The 15414-nt window shown below is 73.0% G+C and carries 14 protein-coding genes and 1 other RNA gene; 4 read left to right on the forward strand and 11 right to left on the reverse strand.

The genetic code is table 11. The features are described 5' to 3' along the window. Positions 1-72: 72 nt before the first annotated feature. The 5 genes from ACFWUQ_RS17340 to ACFWUQ_RS17360 all read right to left on the reverse strand — a co-directional run bounded on the left by ACFWUQ_RS17340 (position 73) and on the right by ACFWUQ_RS17360 (position 5091). The gene (locus ACFWUQ_RS17340) at positions 73-633 is read right to left on the reverse strand and encodes a CGNR zinc finger domain-containing protein (protein ID WP_384538664.1); all 561 of its coding nucleotides are present in this window, start codon (positions 631-633) and stop codon (positions 73-75) included. Between the two features lie 99 nt (positions 634-732). Further along, the gene (locus ACFWUQ_RS17345; protein WP_384538624.1) at positions 733-1281 is read right to left on the reverse strand and encodes a GNAT family N-acetyltransferase; all 549 of its coding nucleotides are present in this window, start codon (positions 1279-1281) and stop codon (positions 733-735) included. Positions 1282-1327: 46 nt separating this feature from the next. After that, positions 1328-2482: a uroporphyrinogen-III synthase gene (locus ACFWUQ_RS17350; protein ID WP_384538626.1), complete on the reverse strand. Its 1155-nt coding sequence runs from the start codon at positions 2480-2482 to the stop codon at positions 1328-1330. A 168-nt stretch (positions 2483-2650) separates the two neighbouring features. Next, positions 2651-4021, reverse strand: a complete 1371-nt coding sequence (locus tag ACFWUQ_RS17355; protein WP_384538628.1) for an MFS transporter — start codon at positions 4019-4021, stop codon at positions 2651-2653. Positions 4022-4119: 98 nt separating this feature from the next. Then, positions 4120-5091 carry a LysR family transcriptional regulator gene (locus tag ACFWUQ_RS17360; RefSeq protein WP_384538630.1) on the reverse strand — a complete coding sequence of 324 codons (972 nt, stop codon included), beginning with the start codon at positions 5089-5091 and terminating at the stop codon, positions 4120-4122. A gap of 411 nt (positions 5092-5502) precedes the next feature. Here ACFWUQ_RS17360 and ACFWUQ_RS17365 point away from each other — a divergent pair, with 411 nt between their 5' ends. Both ACFWUQ_RS17365 and ACFWUQ_RS17370 read left to right on the forward strand, forming a co-directional pair. Beyond that, the gene (locus tag ACFWUQ_RS17365) at positions 5503-6801 is read left to right on the forward strand and encodes an MFS transporter (protein WP_384538632.1); all 1299 of its coding nucleotides are present in this window, start codon (positions 5503-5505) and stop codon (positions 6799-6801) included. Positions 6802-6847: 46 nt separating this feature from the next. Beyond that, positions 6848-8299, forward strand: a complete 1452-nt coding sequence (locus ACFWUQ_RS17370) for an SH3 domain-containing protein (RefSeq protein WP_384538634.1) — start codon at positions 6848-6850, stop codon at positions 8297-8299. A 183-nt stretch (positions 8300-8482) separates the two neighbouring features. Here the strand turns inward: ACFWUQ_RS17370 and ssrA are convergent. From ssrA to ftsE, 5 genes are all read right to left on the reverse strand, one after another. Next, positions 8483-8871, reverse strand: a transfer-messenger RNA (tmRNA) gene (gene ssrA, locus ACFWUQ_RS17375). Positions 8872-8976: 105 nt separating this feature from the next. Next, the gene (gene smpB / locus ACFWUQ_RS17380) at positions 8977-9462 is read right to left on the reverse strand and encodes an SsrA-binding protein SmpB (protein WP_384538636.1); all 486 of its coding nucleotides are present in this window, start codon (positions 9460-9462) and stop codon (positions 8977-8979) included. An 18-nt stretch (positions 9463-9480) separates the two neighbouring features. Then, positions 9481-10692 (reverse strand): S41 family peptidase, encoded by a 1212-nt coding sequence (locus ACFWUQ_RS17385; RefSeq protein ID WP_384538638.1) that lies wholly within the window; start codon positions 10690-10692, stop codon positions 9481-9483. 67 nt (positions 10693-10759) lie between these two features. Then, the gene (gene ftsX, locus ACFWUQ_RS17390; protein ID WP_384538640.1) at positions 10760-11728 is read right to left on the reverse strand and encodes a permease-like cell division protein FtsX; all 969 of its coding nucleotides are present in this window, start codon (positions 11726-11728) and stop codon (positions 10760-10762) included. Positions 11729-11737: 9 nt separating this feature from the next. Then, positions 11738-12427 carry a cell division ATP-binding protein FtsE gene (ftsE, locus tag ACFWUQ_RS17395; RefSeq protein WP_384538642.1) on the reverse strand — a complete coding sequence of 230 codons (690 nt, stop codon included), beginning with the start codon at positions 12425-12427 and terminating at the stop codon, positions 11738-11740. Between the two features lie 233 nt (positions 12428-12660). Between ftsE and ACFWUQ_RS17400 the strand changes: the two genes are divergently transcribed. Beyond that, on the forward strand, positions 12661-12852 hold the full coding sequence (locus ACFWUQ_RS17400; RefSeq protein ID WP_384538643.1) for a hypothetical protein: 192 nt from the start codon (positions 12661-12663) through the stop codon (positions 12850-12852). Between the two features lie 115 nt (positions 12853-12967). Here ACFWUQ_RS17400 and prfB read toward each other — a convergent pair whose 3' ends face one another. Beyond that, a complete protein-coding gene (gene prfB, locus ACFWUQ_RS17405; protein WP_384538645.1) occupies positions 12968-14077 on the reverse strand; it encodes a peptide chain release factor 2 in 1110 nt (369 codons plus the stop codon). Positions 14078-14389: 312 nt separating this feature from the next. On the opposite strand from prfB, the gene ACFWUQ_RS17410 reads away from it, so the two are divergent. Continuing rightward, positions 14390-15391, forward strand: coding sequence for an isopenicillin N synthase family dioxygenase (locus tag ACFWUQ_RS17410; RefSeq protein ID WP_384538647.1), 1002 nt, complete (start codon positions 14390-14392; stop codon positions 15389-15391). Positions 15392-15414 lie beyond the last annotated feature (23 nt).

Below are 15414 nucleotides of genomic sequence, written 5' to 3' on the forward strand. Positions count from 1 at the left end.
CATGGGCGACCGTCAACCGTACGCGAATCGGCCCCTTGTCCGCACGCCCGTTCCGGAACCGGAGTCAGCGAGTCACGCGGATCCGGCCGAAAGGGTGCGGCGGCGGTGCCGGGCGACCCGCTCGCGGTTGCCGCAGAGCTCGCTGGAGCACCAGCGGCGCCGGTGGCCGCGGGAGGTGTCCAGGTAGACCCGGGTGCAGCCGTCGCCCCCGCAGGCCCGCAGCAGCGCCAGGTCGCCGGGGTCGGTCAGCAGCTCGACGGCGTCCCGTGCGACGGCCGCGAGGAGGGCCCCGCACTCCACACCGCCGCACAGCTCCCGGACGAGGTGGCCCTCCCGGTCCCGTACGGCACACAGGCCCGGGGGTGGACCGGCGGCCAGCGCGTTGACCCGGGCGAGGGCGTCCTCGGGCGGTTCGGCGCGGGCGAGTTCCGCCCGTACGAGGGTGTCCACATCGCCGCGCAGGGACCGGAAGGCCGCCGCCCACTCCGGCCCGACCCGCGGGAGCGGCGTCCGGTCGGGGACCAGCCCGGCGCCGGCGAGCCAGAGCCGCAGCGCCTCGCCGTCCCGGATGCCGTCGGGGGAGGTGGAGGTGGCCACCAGGTCCAGGCAGACCCGGCCTGAGTCGAACCGCATGCCCGTCACCGCCTCGGTCGTGGGGCGCCCCACCAGAGTGCCGCTCCGCGCCGCGCAGCGGAACCCCCCGGACCGGTCGCTTGCCGACGGCCCCGCCGGTCAGCCGGGCGGGGGTTCGTCGTGCAGCAGCCGCTGGAAGAGGCGGTGGTCGCGCCAGGCGCCGTTGATGTGGAGGTAGCGCGGCGCGACGCCGTACGGCTCGAAGCCCGCCTTCGCCAGGACCCGTTGCGAAGCGAGGTTGTCGAGCAGGGTGCCCGCCTCGACCCGGTGCAGGCCCAGTTCCTCGCGGGCGACCCGGCAGACCTCCTCCACGGCGGCGGTGGCCAGGCCCTTGCCGTTCCAGGCCCGGTCCACCCAGTAGCCCACCCCGCCGCTGCACAGCGGACCCCGCACGATCGAGCCGAGGTTGATCGTCCCGACGGGCGTGCCGGTGGCCGCCGCGACGAGCACGTACGGGACCGTGCGACCGGCGTCCCGCTCCCCCAGCACGCCCGCGATGCGCTCCCGCTGGCCCCGCTCGGTGTAGAAGGCCCCGGGGCGGGCCGGCTCGTAGGGCGCCATGAACTCCCGGTTCCGTACGAGCGCTTCGGCCAGCCCGGCGGCGTCTCCGAGCGCGAGCCCCCTCATCTGCACCCCGTCAGGCATCATCCGGGCACGCTAACGGACCGCGCCGCGGCATATCCAGCCCCGCGGGTCAGTCGACGGGCGTACCGGCGTACTTGACCTCGCCGCCCGCGTCCAGCGACAGCCGGTAGCCGCGCTTGACCACGGTCTGGATCAGGTTCGGCGCCCCCAGCGCCACCCGCAGCCGGGCCATCGCCGTCTCCACCGCGTGCTCGTCGCGGCCCGCTCCGGGCAGGGCCCGCAGCAGGTCCCCGCGGGAGACCACCCAGCCCGGCCGCCGGGCCAGCGCCCGCAGCAGGGCCATCCCGGCCGGCGGCACCGGCCGCAGTTCCGCGTCCAGGAGCACCGCGTGCCCCCGGATCTCCATCCGGTGCCCCGCCACGGGCAGGACGCGGGCGCGGCCGGGCAGCTCCTTGCAGAGCAGTTGCACCAGCGGGCCCAGCCGGAACCGCTCCGGCTGCACGGTCGCCACCCCGAGGGCCTGCAGCGGCAGCGCGGTCACCGGCCCCACGCAGGCACTGAGCACCCCGCCCCGCAGAGCGGCCAGCACCGGCTCCTCCAGCCCCCGCTGCTCGGCCCGGGACAGCAGCGAGGCGGCCGCCGGCGCCGAGGTGAAGCTGACGGCGTCGACCCCGCCGCCCACCATCGCGTCCAGCAGCCGGTCCAGCGGGGCCAGGTCCTCCGGCGCCATCCACCGGTACACCGGTACGACCACCACGTCCGCCCCGGCCGCCCGCAGCGCCTCCACGAACCCCGGCAGCGGCTCCCCGTGCAGCTGGAGCGCGATGCGCCGGCCGGCGACCCCGCCCGACAGCAGCCGCTCCAGCACCTCCGCCAGCGACTCCGACTCGGGCGACCAGGCCTCCACCAGCCCGGCCGCCCGGATGGCGCCCTTGACCTTGGGTCCGCGCGCGAGCAGTTCGGCGGCCCGCAGCCGCTCCAGCAGTTCCTCCCCGATGCCCCAGCCCTCGGCGGCCTCGATCCAGCCGCGGAAGCCGATGGCCGTGGTGGCGACCACCGCGTCGGGGGCGCAGCCGACGAGTTCCTTCGTGGCGGCCAGCAGCTCGCTGTCGTCGGCCAGCGGCACGATCCGCAGGGCGGGTGCGTGCAGGACCGTGGCCCCGCGCCGGCGGAGCAGGGTGATCAGGTCGTCGGCCCGCCGCGCGGCGGTGACCCCGACCGTGAAACCTGCGAGGGGACCGGTGTGCTGCGTGTCCTCGTACATGTGACCTGCCTTGCCCAGTGGGTCGGTGTCGCGCCGCGGAGCGGGCCCGGATCGGGACCGGAACGGATGGGAACGGGAACCGAGCCTCCCAACATCGCGTGTCAGGCTCGGTTCCCGCATATTTCCGTACCGTAAAGCGACCTGCCGCGGCGGTGCGCCACCGCGTGGTCAGACCGACGTGAGCTGGGCCTTCGGCGCGGCTCCGGGCTCCGGGAGGGCCGCGGCGGCGGGCCGTCGAAGGTATACCGCCCAGGTGACGGCGCAGCCCAGCGCGTAGAACCCGAGGAAGGTGACGAAGGCGGCCGTCCCGGAGCCGGAGGTGAGGAACGCCTCCCGGAAGACCAGGTTGATGCCGAGCCCGCCGAGCGCGCCGACCGCGCCGATCAGCCCCATGGAGGCGCCGGACAGCCGCCGGCCGTAGGCGGCCGCCGCCTCGCCGTCCATACCGCGCGCCAGGGCCTTGGCCTGGAAGATGCCGGGGATCATCTTGTACGTCGAGCCGTTGCCGAGGCCGCTGAGTACGAACAGCGCCACGAAGCCGACCAGGAAGACCGGCAGGGACTGCCGCACGGAGGCCAGGATGACGACCCCGGTGGCGGCGGCCATGGCCACGAAGGTGGCGAGGGTGATCCGGGCCCCGCCGAAGCGGTCGGCGAGCGCGCCGCCCACCGGTCGGATCAGCGAGCCGAGCAGGGGCCCGATGAAGGTCAGCGAGGCGGCCTGCAGCGGGGTCCGCCCGAACTGCGTCTGGAGCACGAGGCCGAAGGCGAAGCTGTAGCCGATGAAGGAGCCGAAGGTGCCGATGTAGAGGAAGGCCATGATCCAGGTGTGCGGCTCGCGGACCGCCTCGCGGACGGCGCCGGTGTCGTTGCGTACGGGCGCCAGGTTGTCCATGCGCAGGGCGGCCAGCGTCGCCGCGAGCACGATCAGCGGGATGTACGCGCCGAGCAGCAGCCTCGGGTGCCCGGCTCCGGCGGTGCTGATGACCAGCAGCGCGACGAGCTGCACCACGGGCACCCCGATGTTGCCGCCGCCCGCGTTGAGCCCGAGGGCCCAGCCCTTCTTGCGCAGGGGGAAGAAGGCGTTGATGTTCGTCATGGAGGAGGCGAAGTTGCCGCCGCCGACGCCCGTCAGCACGGCCACGAGCACGAAGGTGCCGTAGGAGGTGCCCGGTTCCATGACCACGATCGCGGCGACGGTCGGCGCGAGGAGCAGCAGGGCGCTGACGACGGTCCAGTTCCGGCCGCCGAAGCGGGCGACGGCGAAGGTGTAGGGCACTCGCACCATGGCCCCGACGAAGGTGGCGGTGGCGATGAGGAAGAACTTCCCCGCCGGGTCGATGCCGTACTGGGGGCCCATGAAGAGGACCATCACGGACCACAGCGACCAGATGGAGAACCCGATGTGCTCGGAGAGCACGGAGTAGACCAGGTTGCGGCGGGCGATCCGCTCGCCCGATTCCTTCCAGAAGCCCTCGTCCTCGGGATCCCACCGCTCGATCCAGCGGCCTCCCCTGCGCGGTGCGGTCGTACCGGTCATCACACGCCTCCACAAGCTGTCGCGTCCGTGGTGACGACCGTAGGAAGGGCGCGTTTCGGCCCGGGTCCCCGCCGGATGACCGGCGGGAAACCTTGCTCTCACCCGCCGCCCGGTCCCGGTGTGAGCCGCGCGGGGGTCCAGCTCCCGGCGGGCGGATCGAGCCAGCCCCGCTCGGCCGCCAGTTCCCCGGCCGCGGCGCGCAGGGCGTCCAGGCCGGGATGGGTGAAGCCCTTGCGCCACACCATCGACAGGGGGGAGAGCGGCACCGGGCCGGTGAGCGGCCGCTTCTCGCAGCCGGGCAGGTCGACGAAGTCGACGGTCACCAGCACCGGATTGCGGGTCTTGGCCATCACCCGGCGGAACTCCTCCTTGCCCACGGCCACCGGCGCGGGCGGAGCGAGCCGGATGTCGCGCCCGGCGAACAGCTCGCGCGCCAGCCCGGTCCACTCCAGGGTCCGGGGGTTCCCGGCGCCCGCGTACACGGTCTCTCCGGCGAGGGCGTCGAGCGGTACGGCGTCCCGCCCGGCCAGCGGGTGCCCGTCGGGCAGCAGCACGGCGAGCGGCTCGTACCGTACGGGCCGGCGCGCGAGGCGGGCCCGGAGCGCCGGTTCGAGGCCGTCCGCGTAACCGAAGGCCACGTCGAGGCGGCCGGCCGCGATCTCGGCGGCGGCGTGGGTGAGGCCGCTCTCGAAGCGGGCCATGAGCTCGCAGTGCGGGGCGAGTTCGCGGGCCCGCTCCAGGACGGCGCGGCCGGTGCTGGGGCCGTCGGTGTTCAGGTCGACCAGCAGCGGCCGGGGCCCGGCGGCGGTGCCGAAGGCGGCGGCCAGCTCCTCGTGCGCGCCGAGTACGCGCCGCGCCAGCGGCAGTAGCCGCTCGCCGTCGGCGGTCAGCTCCACCTGCCGGGTGGTGCGTACGAACAGGGGTGTGCCCAGGGTGTGTTCCAGCCGCCGGACGTCGCGGCTGAGGGCCTGCTGGGCGATGTAGAGGCGGGCGGCGGCACGGGTGAAGTGCAGTTCCTCGGCGGCGGCGACGAAGCCGCGCAGCAGTCTCGGGTCCACGTCTCGGGGCATCACCCCCGGAGACTAACAACGGAAAGGGGTGAATGACGCCGGATCCGGTGTTGGACCGGGGCGGGGGCCGGGCCGGAGGGTGGTCCCATGCCCGCCACCACCTCGGCTGCCGCCGCCGTGCCCGCCGTCCCTGCCGCCGTCCCTGCCGCCGTCCCTGCCGTCGCCCCTGCCGCCGTCCCTGCCGCCGTCCCTGCCGTCGCCCCTGTTGGCGTCCCTGCCGTCGCCCCTGCCGTCGCCCCTGCCGTCGCCCCTGTTGGCAGCCCTGTTGCCGCCTCTGCCGCCGCGCGGGCCGCGCGGGCCGACCGGGCCGACCGGGCCGACCGGGCCGCCGCGCGGGCTGCCCGGGCCGACCGGGCTGACCGGGCTGACCGGGCTGACCGGGCCGATCCCGCCGCGCCCCGTATGGCCCGGATGACCGTCACCGGCGGCACCCTGGTCATCGTCCCGCCGGCCGTCGGCGGAGCGGGCACCGCCCCGGGCCGCGGGCGTCGGCGACGCCGCGAGCCGGGCCCGTACCGCCGGCTGTTCGCCCTGCCCGGCAGCCGCGGCTTCACCGCCGGGAACCTCCTCGCACGGCTCCCCATGGGCATGTTCGGGATCAGCGCGGTCATGATGATCGCCGACCAGCGCGACTCGTACGCCCTCGCCGGGGCGGTCACCGCCACCGGCCTGGCCGCCACCGCCGTGGTGGCCCCCTGGACCGCCCGGCTGGTCGACCGGCACGGCCATGCCCGGGTCGCCCTGCCCGCCACCCTGATCGCCGTCCTCGGCTCGCTCTGCCTGATCGCGTGCGTCCGTACCGGCGCCCCCGCGTGGACCCTCTTCGCCTCGTACGCCGCGACGGCCACCACCCCCAACATCGGCGGCATGTCCCGCGCCCGCTGGACCCACCTGCTGCGCGGCTCCCCGGCCGCGCACCACGCCGCGATGTCCTTCGAGCAGGCCGCCGACGAGCTCTGCTACATGCTCGGGCCGGTCCTGGCGGCCGTCCTGTGCACCGCGGTCTTCCCCGAGGCGGGCACCCTCGTCGGCGCGGCCCTCTTCCTCACCGGCATGCTCGTCTTCACCGCGCAACGCTCCACGGAGCCCCCGGTGTCCACGGCCCCCCGCCGCGGCTCCCCGCTGCGGGCCCTGGGACCGCTGCTCGTCCTGTTCCTGGCCACCGGGCTGGTCTTCGGCTCGATCGAGGTCGCCTCCATCGCCCACCTGGACGCCTCGGGCCTGGGGGCCGCTTCGGGGCTGGTCCTCGCCCTCCAGGCGGCGGGCTCGTGCGCGGCCGGCCTGCTCTACGGCACCCTGCGCCCGCGTTCGTTGAAGGTCTGCGTGGGCGCCCTGGCCGTGTGCATGACCCTGCCCTGGGCGGCGGCGGCCGCCGGCTCGCTGACCGCCCTCGCGATCGCCCTGCTGCTGGCCGGCATGGCCACGGCGCCGGTGATGGTCACCGCGATGTCGCGGGTCCACGCCGTCACACCCGAGGGCCGGCTCAACGAGGGCATGACCCTCGCCGTGACCGCCATCCTCACGGGCATCGCGGCCGGTTCGGCCGGCGCGGGCCTGGCGGTCGACCGCTTCGGGGCGCCGACGGCGTACCTGCTGCCCGCGGCGGCCGCGTTCCTCGCCCTGCCGGCCGCCGCCGCGGGCCGATTCATGCGGCGGCAGAGTGATCACTCCCGCGTGGTACGCACCATGGCGGGTCGCGATCGGACATAACTGGGGATGCCTTCCCCAGCACCTTCCCCTCGCGGAGGAACTCCCCTTGCCTTCTTCCCGCTCCGTGTCCTCGGCCCTGATCGTCGCGGCCGTCACCGCCTCCTGCCTGGTGCCGGCCGTACCGGCCCTGGCCGACTCGGCGAACATCCGCTTCACCCAGCCGTACCTCCCCTCGATCGCCCCCGGCCGGACGGGCCGCGTCGTCATCGCGGCCGCGGGCGGGCCGGAGGCGGTCGTCAGCAGCACCTTCCGGATCACCGCTCCGGACCGGACGACCTTCCCCGAGGCCCGCATCTACTGGAACGGGCAGCGCGCGGCCGCCCCGTGCCAGAAGTCGGCCGACGCCCGCCGGCTGACGTGCGAGGCCGGCACCCGGGCCGGCTTCGCGTTCCCCGCGAACGCGCAGACGCAGCTGGGAGTTTCGCTCCACGTCGACCCGAACGCCCCGGAGGGCACGACCCTGGGCGGCGGTGAGTGGGCGACCGGCGCCGACGATCCCGTCCTGTTCGCCGTCGCCACCCCGGTGACCGGCCCCAAGGGCGACGACGGGAAGCCGGGCAAGCCCGGCCAGCACGGAAAGCCCGGCCAGCACGGCAAGCCGGGCAAGCCCGGCCCCAAGGGAGAGAAGGGCGACAAGGGGGACAAGGGCGACCGCGGCCCCGCCGGCCCGCGGGGACCACAGGGCCCCGGCGGACCCGCGGGTCCGGAGGGCCCGCAGGGGCCGGCGGGCGGACCGAAGGGCGACAAGGGCGACCGCGGCGACACCGGCCCGGCCGGCCCGCGGGGACCGGAGGGCCGGCAGGGCCCGGGCGGACCCAGGGGCCCGCAGGGGAACCCCGGACCGGCCGGTCCGCAGGGATCCGAGGGGCCCGAGGGTCCCGCAGGTCCCGGTGGGCCCGAAGGACCCCAGGGCCCCGAAGGCCCGCAGGGACCGGCGGGCGGACCCAAGGGCGACAAGGGCGACCGCGGCGACACCGGCCCGGCCGGCCCGCAGGGCCCCGGCGGACCGGGCGGGCCGGCCGGCCCGCAGGGCCCCAAGGGAGACAAGGGCCACCAGGGTCCGAAGGGCGACAAGGGCAAGCCCGGCCCGGCGGGCCCGAAGGGCCCCAAGGGCCACCAGGGCAAGCCCGGCCCCGCCGGCCCGCAGGGCCCGAAGGGCAAGCCCGGCCCGGCCGGACCCCAGGGTCCCAAGGGCCCGAAGGGTCCGAAGGGTCCGAAGGGTGACACCGGCAAGCCCGGCGACTGCAAGTGCGGCGGCCACCACGAGACCCCCAAGGCGAAGATCGTCGTGAAGGGCAAGGGCCTCAACGTCCACTCCGGCCCCGGCACGCACCACAAGACGACCGGCAAGGCCAAGGCCGGCACGGTCGTCGCCCTCCAGTGCAAGGTCAACAGTCAAAAGGTCGACGGCAATTCGGTCTGGTACAAGCTCGCCGACGGCAGCGGCTGGATCGCGGCCCGCTACGCGCTGAACCTCAACAAGGTCCCGTTCTGCTAGCAGCGGCCCGGCACCAGGCATGACGAAGGCCCCGCGGCCCCCGGCCGCGGGGCCTTCGCCCGCACAGCGCACGAGCGAACGAGAACGCCGCCGCCGCGCGCGGGGCCGCCACCGACCCCGGACATGCGAAAACCCCCTGGTCCGGCGACACAGTCGCGGACCAGGGGGTTCATCCACATGGGGTGGTGGAGATGGCGGGAATCGAACCCGCGTCCAACGGTGCAGAAGCAGGGCTTCTCCGAGCGCAGTCCGCTGCGCTTTTCTCAGCCCCGGAGATCACACGGACAAGTCTCCGACGGGCTCAGTCACTGTTTGGTTTCCCTCAAGCCCCCGTGACCGGGGCTAGAGGTTTAGATCCCTAGTTGACGCCAGGATCCGGACCGGGACCACTTCCGGGCTGACGCTCCTCACAGAGGCTTCAGCTCACTGTTATTAGGCAGCGAGGGTGAAGCGGGAGTTATCGCTCTTGGAGTTGGCGATTATTGTTTGCGACATGTGGTTAGCGAGATCATTGCCGCTTCCTCGGCTCGCTTCCCCTGCATCGACATCCGCTGTCGAAACCGATCATCCCCATGTTTCACGCTATTGAGTTGTGGGTACCGCATACGACCGCCCCACCCGCGAGCGGGTGGTGCTGACGCCATGGTACGCGACGTGAACCACCGCGTGCCAGGAGATTAAACCGTACCGCGCTGCTTGCGGCGGACCGCCGAGATCGCGCGGTTCGTCTCGCGGGTGTCCTGCTTCTCCCGCAGCGTCTGCCGCTTGTCGTACTCCTTCTTGCCCTTGGCCAGCGCGATCTCGATCTTCGCCCGGCCGTCCTTGAAGTACAGCGACAGGGGCACGATCGTGTGGCCCGACTCGTCGGCCTTCCGCTCCAGCTTGTCGATCTCCTCGCGGTGCATGAGGAGCTTGCGCTTGCGCCGGGCGCTGTGGTTGGTCCAGGTGCCCTGGCTGTACTCCGGCACGTGCACGTTGTAGAGCCACGCCTCGCCGCCCTCCACCGACACGAAGCCGTCGACCAGCGAGGCCCTGCCCTGGCGCATCGACTTGACCTCGGTGCCCGTGAGCACGAGACCGCACTCGTAGGTGTCGATGATCGCGTAGTCGTGCCGCGCCTTCTTGTTCTGGGCGATCAGCTTGCGCCCTTTTTCCTTAGCCATAGTGCGGCCATTTTCGCACTACGGACCCACCCCGAGGCCACCCAATACCTGCGCGGCCCGTTCCTCGACCCCCTCGCCCGCCGCGAGGTCGGGGGTGATGCCGCTGCCGTCCAGGCTCCGGCCCCCCGGTGTCCGGTACGTACCCACCGTCAGCTCGGCCACCGAGCCGTCCGCGAGCTCCGTCGGCATCTGCACCGACCCCTTGCCGAAGGTGCGGCTGCCCACCGTCACGGCGCGGCCCCGGTCCTGGAGGGCGCCCGTCACCAGTTCGGCCGCGCTCATCGTGCCGCCGTCGACCAGGGCGACCAGCGGGCGGTCCGTGTCCCCGCCCGGATCCGCGTACAGGGCGCGCTCGGCGCCCCGTACGTCGTACGTGGCCACGAGCCCGCCGTCCAGGAAGGCGGAGGCCGCCGCCACCGCCTCGGTGACCAGGCCGCCCCGGTTGCCGCGCAGGTCGAGCATGACCCCGGCGCCCGCCGGGGCGGCGCGGACGGCGGCCCTGACCCGTTCGCCGGAGCCCCGGGTGAAGGAGGCCACCTTGATGACGGTGATCCCGCCCGGGAGGCGGCGTACGGTCACCGGTTCGGTGCGCAGCTGCTCGCGGTGGAGGGTCTGGGTGAGGTCGGCGCCGTCGCGGCTGAGGTTCAGCACGACGGGGGTGCCCGCCGCGCCGCGCAGCAGGGCGACCACGTCGGCCACGGCCAGGCCGGTGACGGCGTGCCCGTCGACGCTCAGCAGCCGGTCCCCGGCCCGCAGGCCGGCCCGGGCGGCGGGGCCGCCCGGCTGGACCTTGTCGATGCCGATGCGGCCGTCGCCGCCGCGTCCGGCCCAGAGTCCGACGCCGGTCCAGCGGCCGTCGAGGTCCTCGGCGAAGGCCGCGTACTCGCCCCGGTCGTAGACGGTGCCCCAGCGGTCCCCGCTGCGGCTGACGACCTCCTGGGCCGCCTTCTTGCCCGACTTCCCCTCGGCGACGGCCTCGGCGGCGGCGCGGGCGACGGCCTCCCGGTCGGCGGTGGCGGCGCGGGGCTGCCCGCCCCCGGACTCCGTGCGGGCGTCCCCGGGCGGCGGTTCGGCGAGGGCTCCCGCACGGGCGGTCCACGCCCCGGGGTCCTCGCGGTTCCAGCAGCCCGTGCTCGCGCCCGTGCCCACGGCCGCGAGGAAGGCCAACGTCAAGACGGCCCCGCGACGCTTGTCGCGGGGCCGGAGACAGAAGGCGGGAAGACCCGGCATGGCGCCGAGTCTAGGACAAGGCCCGCGCCGGTACGGCGGGTTGGCCCCAGAGCGCGGGGGGCGCTCGTCACACCTTCAGGTACTTGCGCAGGGCGACGAAGGCGGCCATCGAGGGCATCAGGAGGCCGATGAACAGGACGTAGGGCAGCTTGCGGAGGACCGACCCCCAGCCCATGAAGTCGATGAGCTGGATCTTGTCCCGCAGTCCGACGCCGTGGTCGATCACGAAGTACTGGCCGCTGACGAGCATGGCGCAGGCGAACATCGCGCCGATCAGCCCGGCCACGGCGGCCTCCATGATGAAGGGGACCTGGATGTAGAAGCTGGAGGCACCCACCAGGCGCATGATCCCCGTCTCCCGCCTGCGGCTGAACGCCGAGACGCGCACGGTGTTGACGATCAGCAGCAGCGCCACGACCAGCATGATCAGCATGATGCCGAGGGCGGCGTAGTTGAGGTAGTTGAGGATCCTGAACAGGTCGTCGATCTCCTTGCGCTGGTCGTCGACGGTGTGGATCCCGTCGCGGCCGGCGAAGGCGGAGGTGACGACCTTGTACTTCTCCGGGTTCTTGAGCTTGACCCGGAAGGACTCCTGCATCTGGTCGGGGGTGATGGAGGAGGCCAGCGCGGTGTGGCCGTACTGCTCCTGGTAGTGCTTGTACGCCTCGTCCGCCGACTCGTAGGCAACGGACTTGACCAGGTCCATCCGCTTGAGCTCGGACTCGATCTGCGCCTTCTGCTCGGCGGTCACCGCGCCCTTGCCGCAGGTGGCCACGCCCGCCGCCTGGGTCTGGGCCCCGTCCGGCTTGTTGGCGGCCTCACCGGCCGCCTCGGCGTCCTGCTTGTTGCAGAGGTAGATCGAGACGTTGGCCTTGTCGTACCAGTAGCCCTTCATCCGGCTGACCTGCTCGCGCATGAGCAGCGAGCCACCGAACAGGGCCAGCGACAGGGCCACGGAGATGATGACCGCGAAGGTCATGGTGAGATTGCGACGGAGACCGACGCCGATCTCCGACATGACGAACTGGGCGCGCATGGCGTCCTTTCAGTGCTGGTAGCCGTAGACGCCGCGCGACTGGTCGCGTACGAGACGGCCCTGTTCGAGTTCGATGACGCGCTTGCGCATCTGGTCCACGATCTGCTGGTCGTGGGTCGCCATGATCACGGTGGTGCCGGTCCGGTTGATACGGTCCAGCAGCTTCATGATGCCGACGGAGGTCTGCGGGTCGAGGTTGCCGGTGGGCTCGTCCGCGATCAGCAGGGCGGGGCGGTTGACGAAGGCGCGGGCGATGGCCACGCGCTGCTGCTCGCCGCCGGAGAGCTCACCGGGCATCCGCTGCTCCTTGCCGCCGAGCCCCACCAGCTCCAGGACCTGCGGGACGGCCTTGCGGATCTCGCCCCTCGGCTTGCCGATGACCTCCTGCGCGAAGGCCACGTTCTCGGCGACCGTCTTGTTGGGCAGCAGGCGGAAGTCCTGGAAGACGGTCCCCAACTGGCGCCGCATCTGCGGGACCTTCCAGTTGGAGAGCTTGGCGAGGTCCTTGCCCAGGACGTGCACCTGGCCGTGGCTCGCCCGTTCCTCGCGCAGGATCAGCCGCAGGAAGGTGGACTTGCCGGAGCCGGAGGAGCCGACGAGGAAGACGAACTCGCCCTTCGCGATGTCCAGGGAGACATCCCTGAGTGCGGGGCGGCTCTGCTTCGGGTAGGACTTGGAGACACTGTCGAATCGGATCACGGGTGCACCACGGTCGCCGGGAGTAGGTGTGCGTGACCATACGCGAACGGGCGCGAGGTGTGGACCCGGCTACCGGACTTGCCCCTTTTATCCCCAGCTCCGGAGGGGTACGGACCGTGATTGCACGGACGGGCCGCGCCGAATGTCGGCGGAGCTGGCACAGTGGTAGGGGGAACGGTCTCGTTCCCCACGCCGTTGTACCCGACAGTGCCCAGGGGACGAGAGGAGGACGCATGACATATGACCGGCTCGTGTGCGCGAACTGCGCCGGACCCGTCAGCCAGGGCCGCTGCCCTGTGTGCCGGGCGAACCGGGAGCGCCTCCAGCAGGAGGGCCCCTTCTCCGGCCTGAACCCCGTGACGCTCATCGTGTTCATGGTGGTTCTCGTGGCAGCCCTGGTCCTGGTGGCCCAGCAGGCCGCGTAGCGCTCGCAGCGCCGCCTGTACGCGCCGTCGCGCCGCGTACCGATCAGCACCCCGCACGACGGAAGGGCCCGGACACCTCTCGGTGTCCGGGCCCTTCACGTACGCGCGTCAGCCGTTACGCGGTCTGCTCCTGCTGCTTGCGCCAGCGGATCCCGGCCTCAAGGAAGCCGTCGATCTCGCCGTCGAGCACCGCCTGCGGGTTGCCGACCTCGAACTCCGTCCGCAGGTCCTTGACCATCTGGTACGGGTGCAGGACGTAGGACCGCATCTGGTTGCCCCAGGAGCTGCCGCCGTCCTTGAGGGCGTCCATCCTGGCCTGCTCCTCCTGGCGGCGCCGCTCCAGCAGCTTGGCCTGGAGGACGTTCATGGCGCTCGCCTTGTTCTGGATCTGCGAGCGCTCGTTCTGGCAGGAGACCACGATGCCCGTCGGCAGGTGCGTGATGCGGACGGCCGAGTCGGTGGTGTTGACGCCCTGGCCGCCGGGGCCGGAGGCGCGGTACACGTCGATGCGCAGCTCGCCCTCGTCGATCTCGACGTGGTCGCTGGACTCGACGACGGGGAGCACCTCGACGCCCGCGAAGGAGGTCTGGCGGCGGCCCTGGTTGTCGAAGGGCGAGATCCGCACCAGGCGGTGGGTGCCCTGCTCGACCGAGAGCGTGCCGTACGCGTAGGGGGCCTTGACCACGAAGGTGGTCGACTTGATTCCGGCCTCTTCCGCGTACGAGGTCTCGTAGACCTCGGTCGGGTAGCCGTGCCGCTCGGCCCAGCGCAGGTACATGCGCTGGAGGCGCTCGGCGAAGTCGGAGGCGTCGACGCCGCCCGCCTCGGCCCGGATGTTGACCAGGGCCTCGCGCTCGGCGTACTCGCCCGACAGGAGGGTCCGGACCTCCATCTCGTCCAGCGCCTTGCGGACGGAGACCAGCTCGGCCTCGGCCTCGGCGAGGGTGTCCGCGTCGTCCATCTCCTGGGCGAGCTCGAAGAGCACCGCGAGGTCGTCGATGCGTCCTCGCAGGGTCTCGGTCTTGCGGACCTCCGCCTGCAGGTGCGAAAGCTTGCTCGTGATCTTCTGGGCGGCCTCCGGGTCGTCCCACAGGGACGGCGCGGCGGCGTGCTCCTCAAGCACGGCGATATCTGCCCTCAGCTTGTCGAGGTCCAGGACGGCCTCGATCGACCCCATGGTCGAGGAGAGGGACTTCAGCTCTTCGGAAACATCGACGACTGCCACGGGTCCAGCGTAGCCGGTCCCCGGACGGCACCGACCTGGCAGGCCGGATCACCCGTACTAATGAATGCTCGTACGGGCGTACGCTCACCATATGACCGTTCTCCTCGTCAAGCGCCGCCATGTGGACCACATGCGTGTCACGACGACGAGCTGTCAGCCGCCGGACCACCGCCAAGCCTGATCCACCCGATCCGACTTGGTCCTGTACGCGGCTCACGCGGCCCCGGCACATCCCTGCCGGCGCCCCTCCCCGCCCGCGGCCCCCGCCACCCCTGGGGAACAGGACCCCGTGACATCCGAAACGGAGCCGTCATGCCGTCCGCGCACACCCTTCCGGTCCTGGACCTCTCCCGGGCCGACGACCCGGCCCAGCGGGCCGATTTCCTCAGGCAGCTGCACGCGGCCGCCCGGGACACCGGATTCCTGCACCTGACCGGGCACGGTGTCACCCCCGCCGAGAGCACCCGGATCCTGGAGCTGACCCGGGCCTTCTTCGCCCTCCCCGAGGCCGAGCGGCTCGCCGTGAGCAATCTGAACTCCCCGCACTTCCGGGGCTACACGCGGATCGGCCACGAGCTCACCGGCGGCTCCTCCGACTGGCGGGACCAGCTGGACGTCGGCGCCGAGCGCCCGGCGCCGGAGCTGGGGCCGGACGACCCGGCGTACCTGTGGCTGGAGGGCCCGAACCAGTGGCCGGCGGCCCTCCCGGAACTGCGGACGGCGGTCCTGGAGTGGCAGTCGCGGCTGGCGGCGGTGGCCCACCGGCTGCTGCGGGAGCTGCTGGTCTCGATCGGCGCCCCGGCGACCTTCTTCGACGAGGCCTTCGCCGACCGCCCCCACCTGCACACGAAGCTGATCCGCTACCCCGGATCCGCCCCCTCCGGCGCGGACCAGGGCGTCGGCGCGCACAAGGACTACGGATTCCTGACCCTGCTGCTCCAGGACGCGGTGGGCGGGCTCCAGGTGGTCCGCGACGGCGGCTACGTGGACGTACCGCCGCTGCCGGGGGCCTTCGTGGTCAACCTGGGCGAGCTGCTGGAGATCGCGACGGAGGGCTACCTGACGGCCACCGACCACCGGGTCGTCAGCCCGCCGGGATCGGTCGAGCGCTACTCGGTCCCCTTCTTCTACAACCCGCGGCTGGACGCGGTGGTCGAGACCGTCCCGGGCGACTACCTGCGCTCGGCGCCGGGCGTCGCGCACGACGCGACGAACCCGCTGCACGCGGAGTACGGGCGCAACGAGCTCAAGGGCTGGGTCCGCGCCCACCCGGCCGTCGCACGACGCTGGCACCCGGAGCTGGTGCCCGCGTAGGCCGTCCCCCTCGGGACCTGCCG

It is taken from the genome of Streptomyces sp. NPDC058662, from assembly GCF_042716255.1.
In the GTDB taxonomy this organism is placed as follows: Bacteria; Actinomycetota; Actinomycetes; order Streptomycetales; family Streptomycetaceae; genus Streptomyces.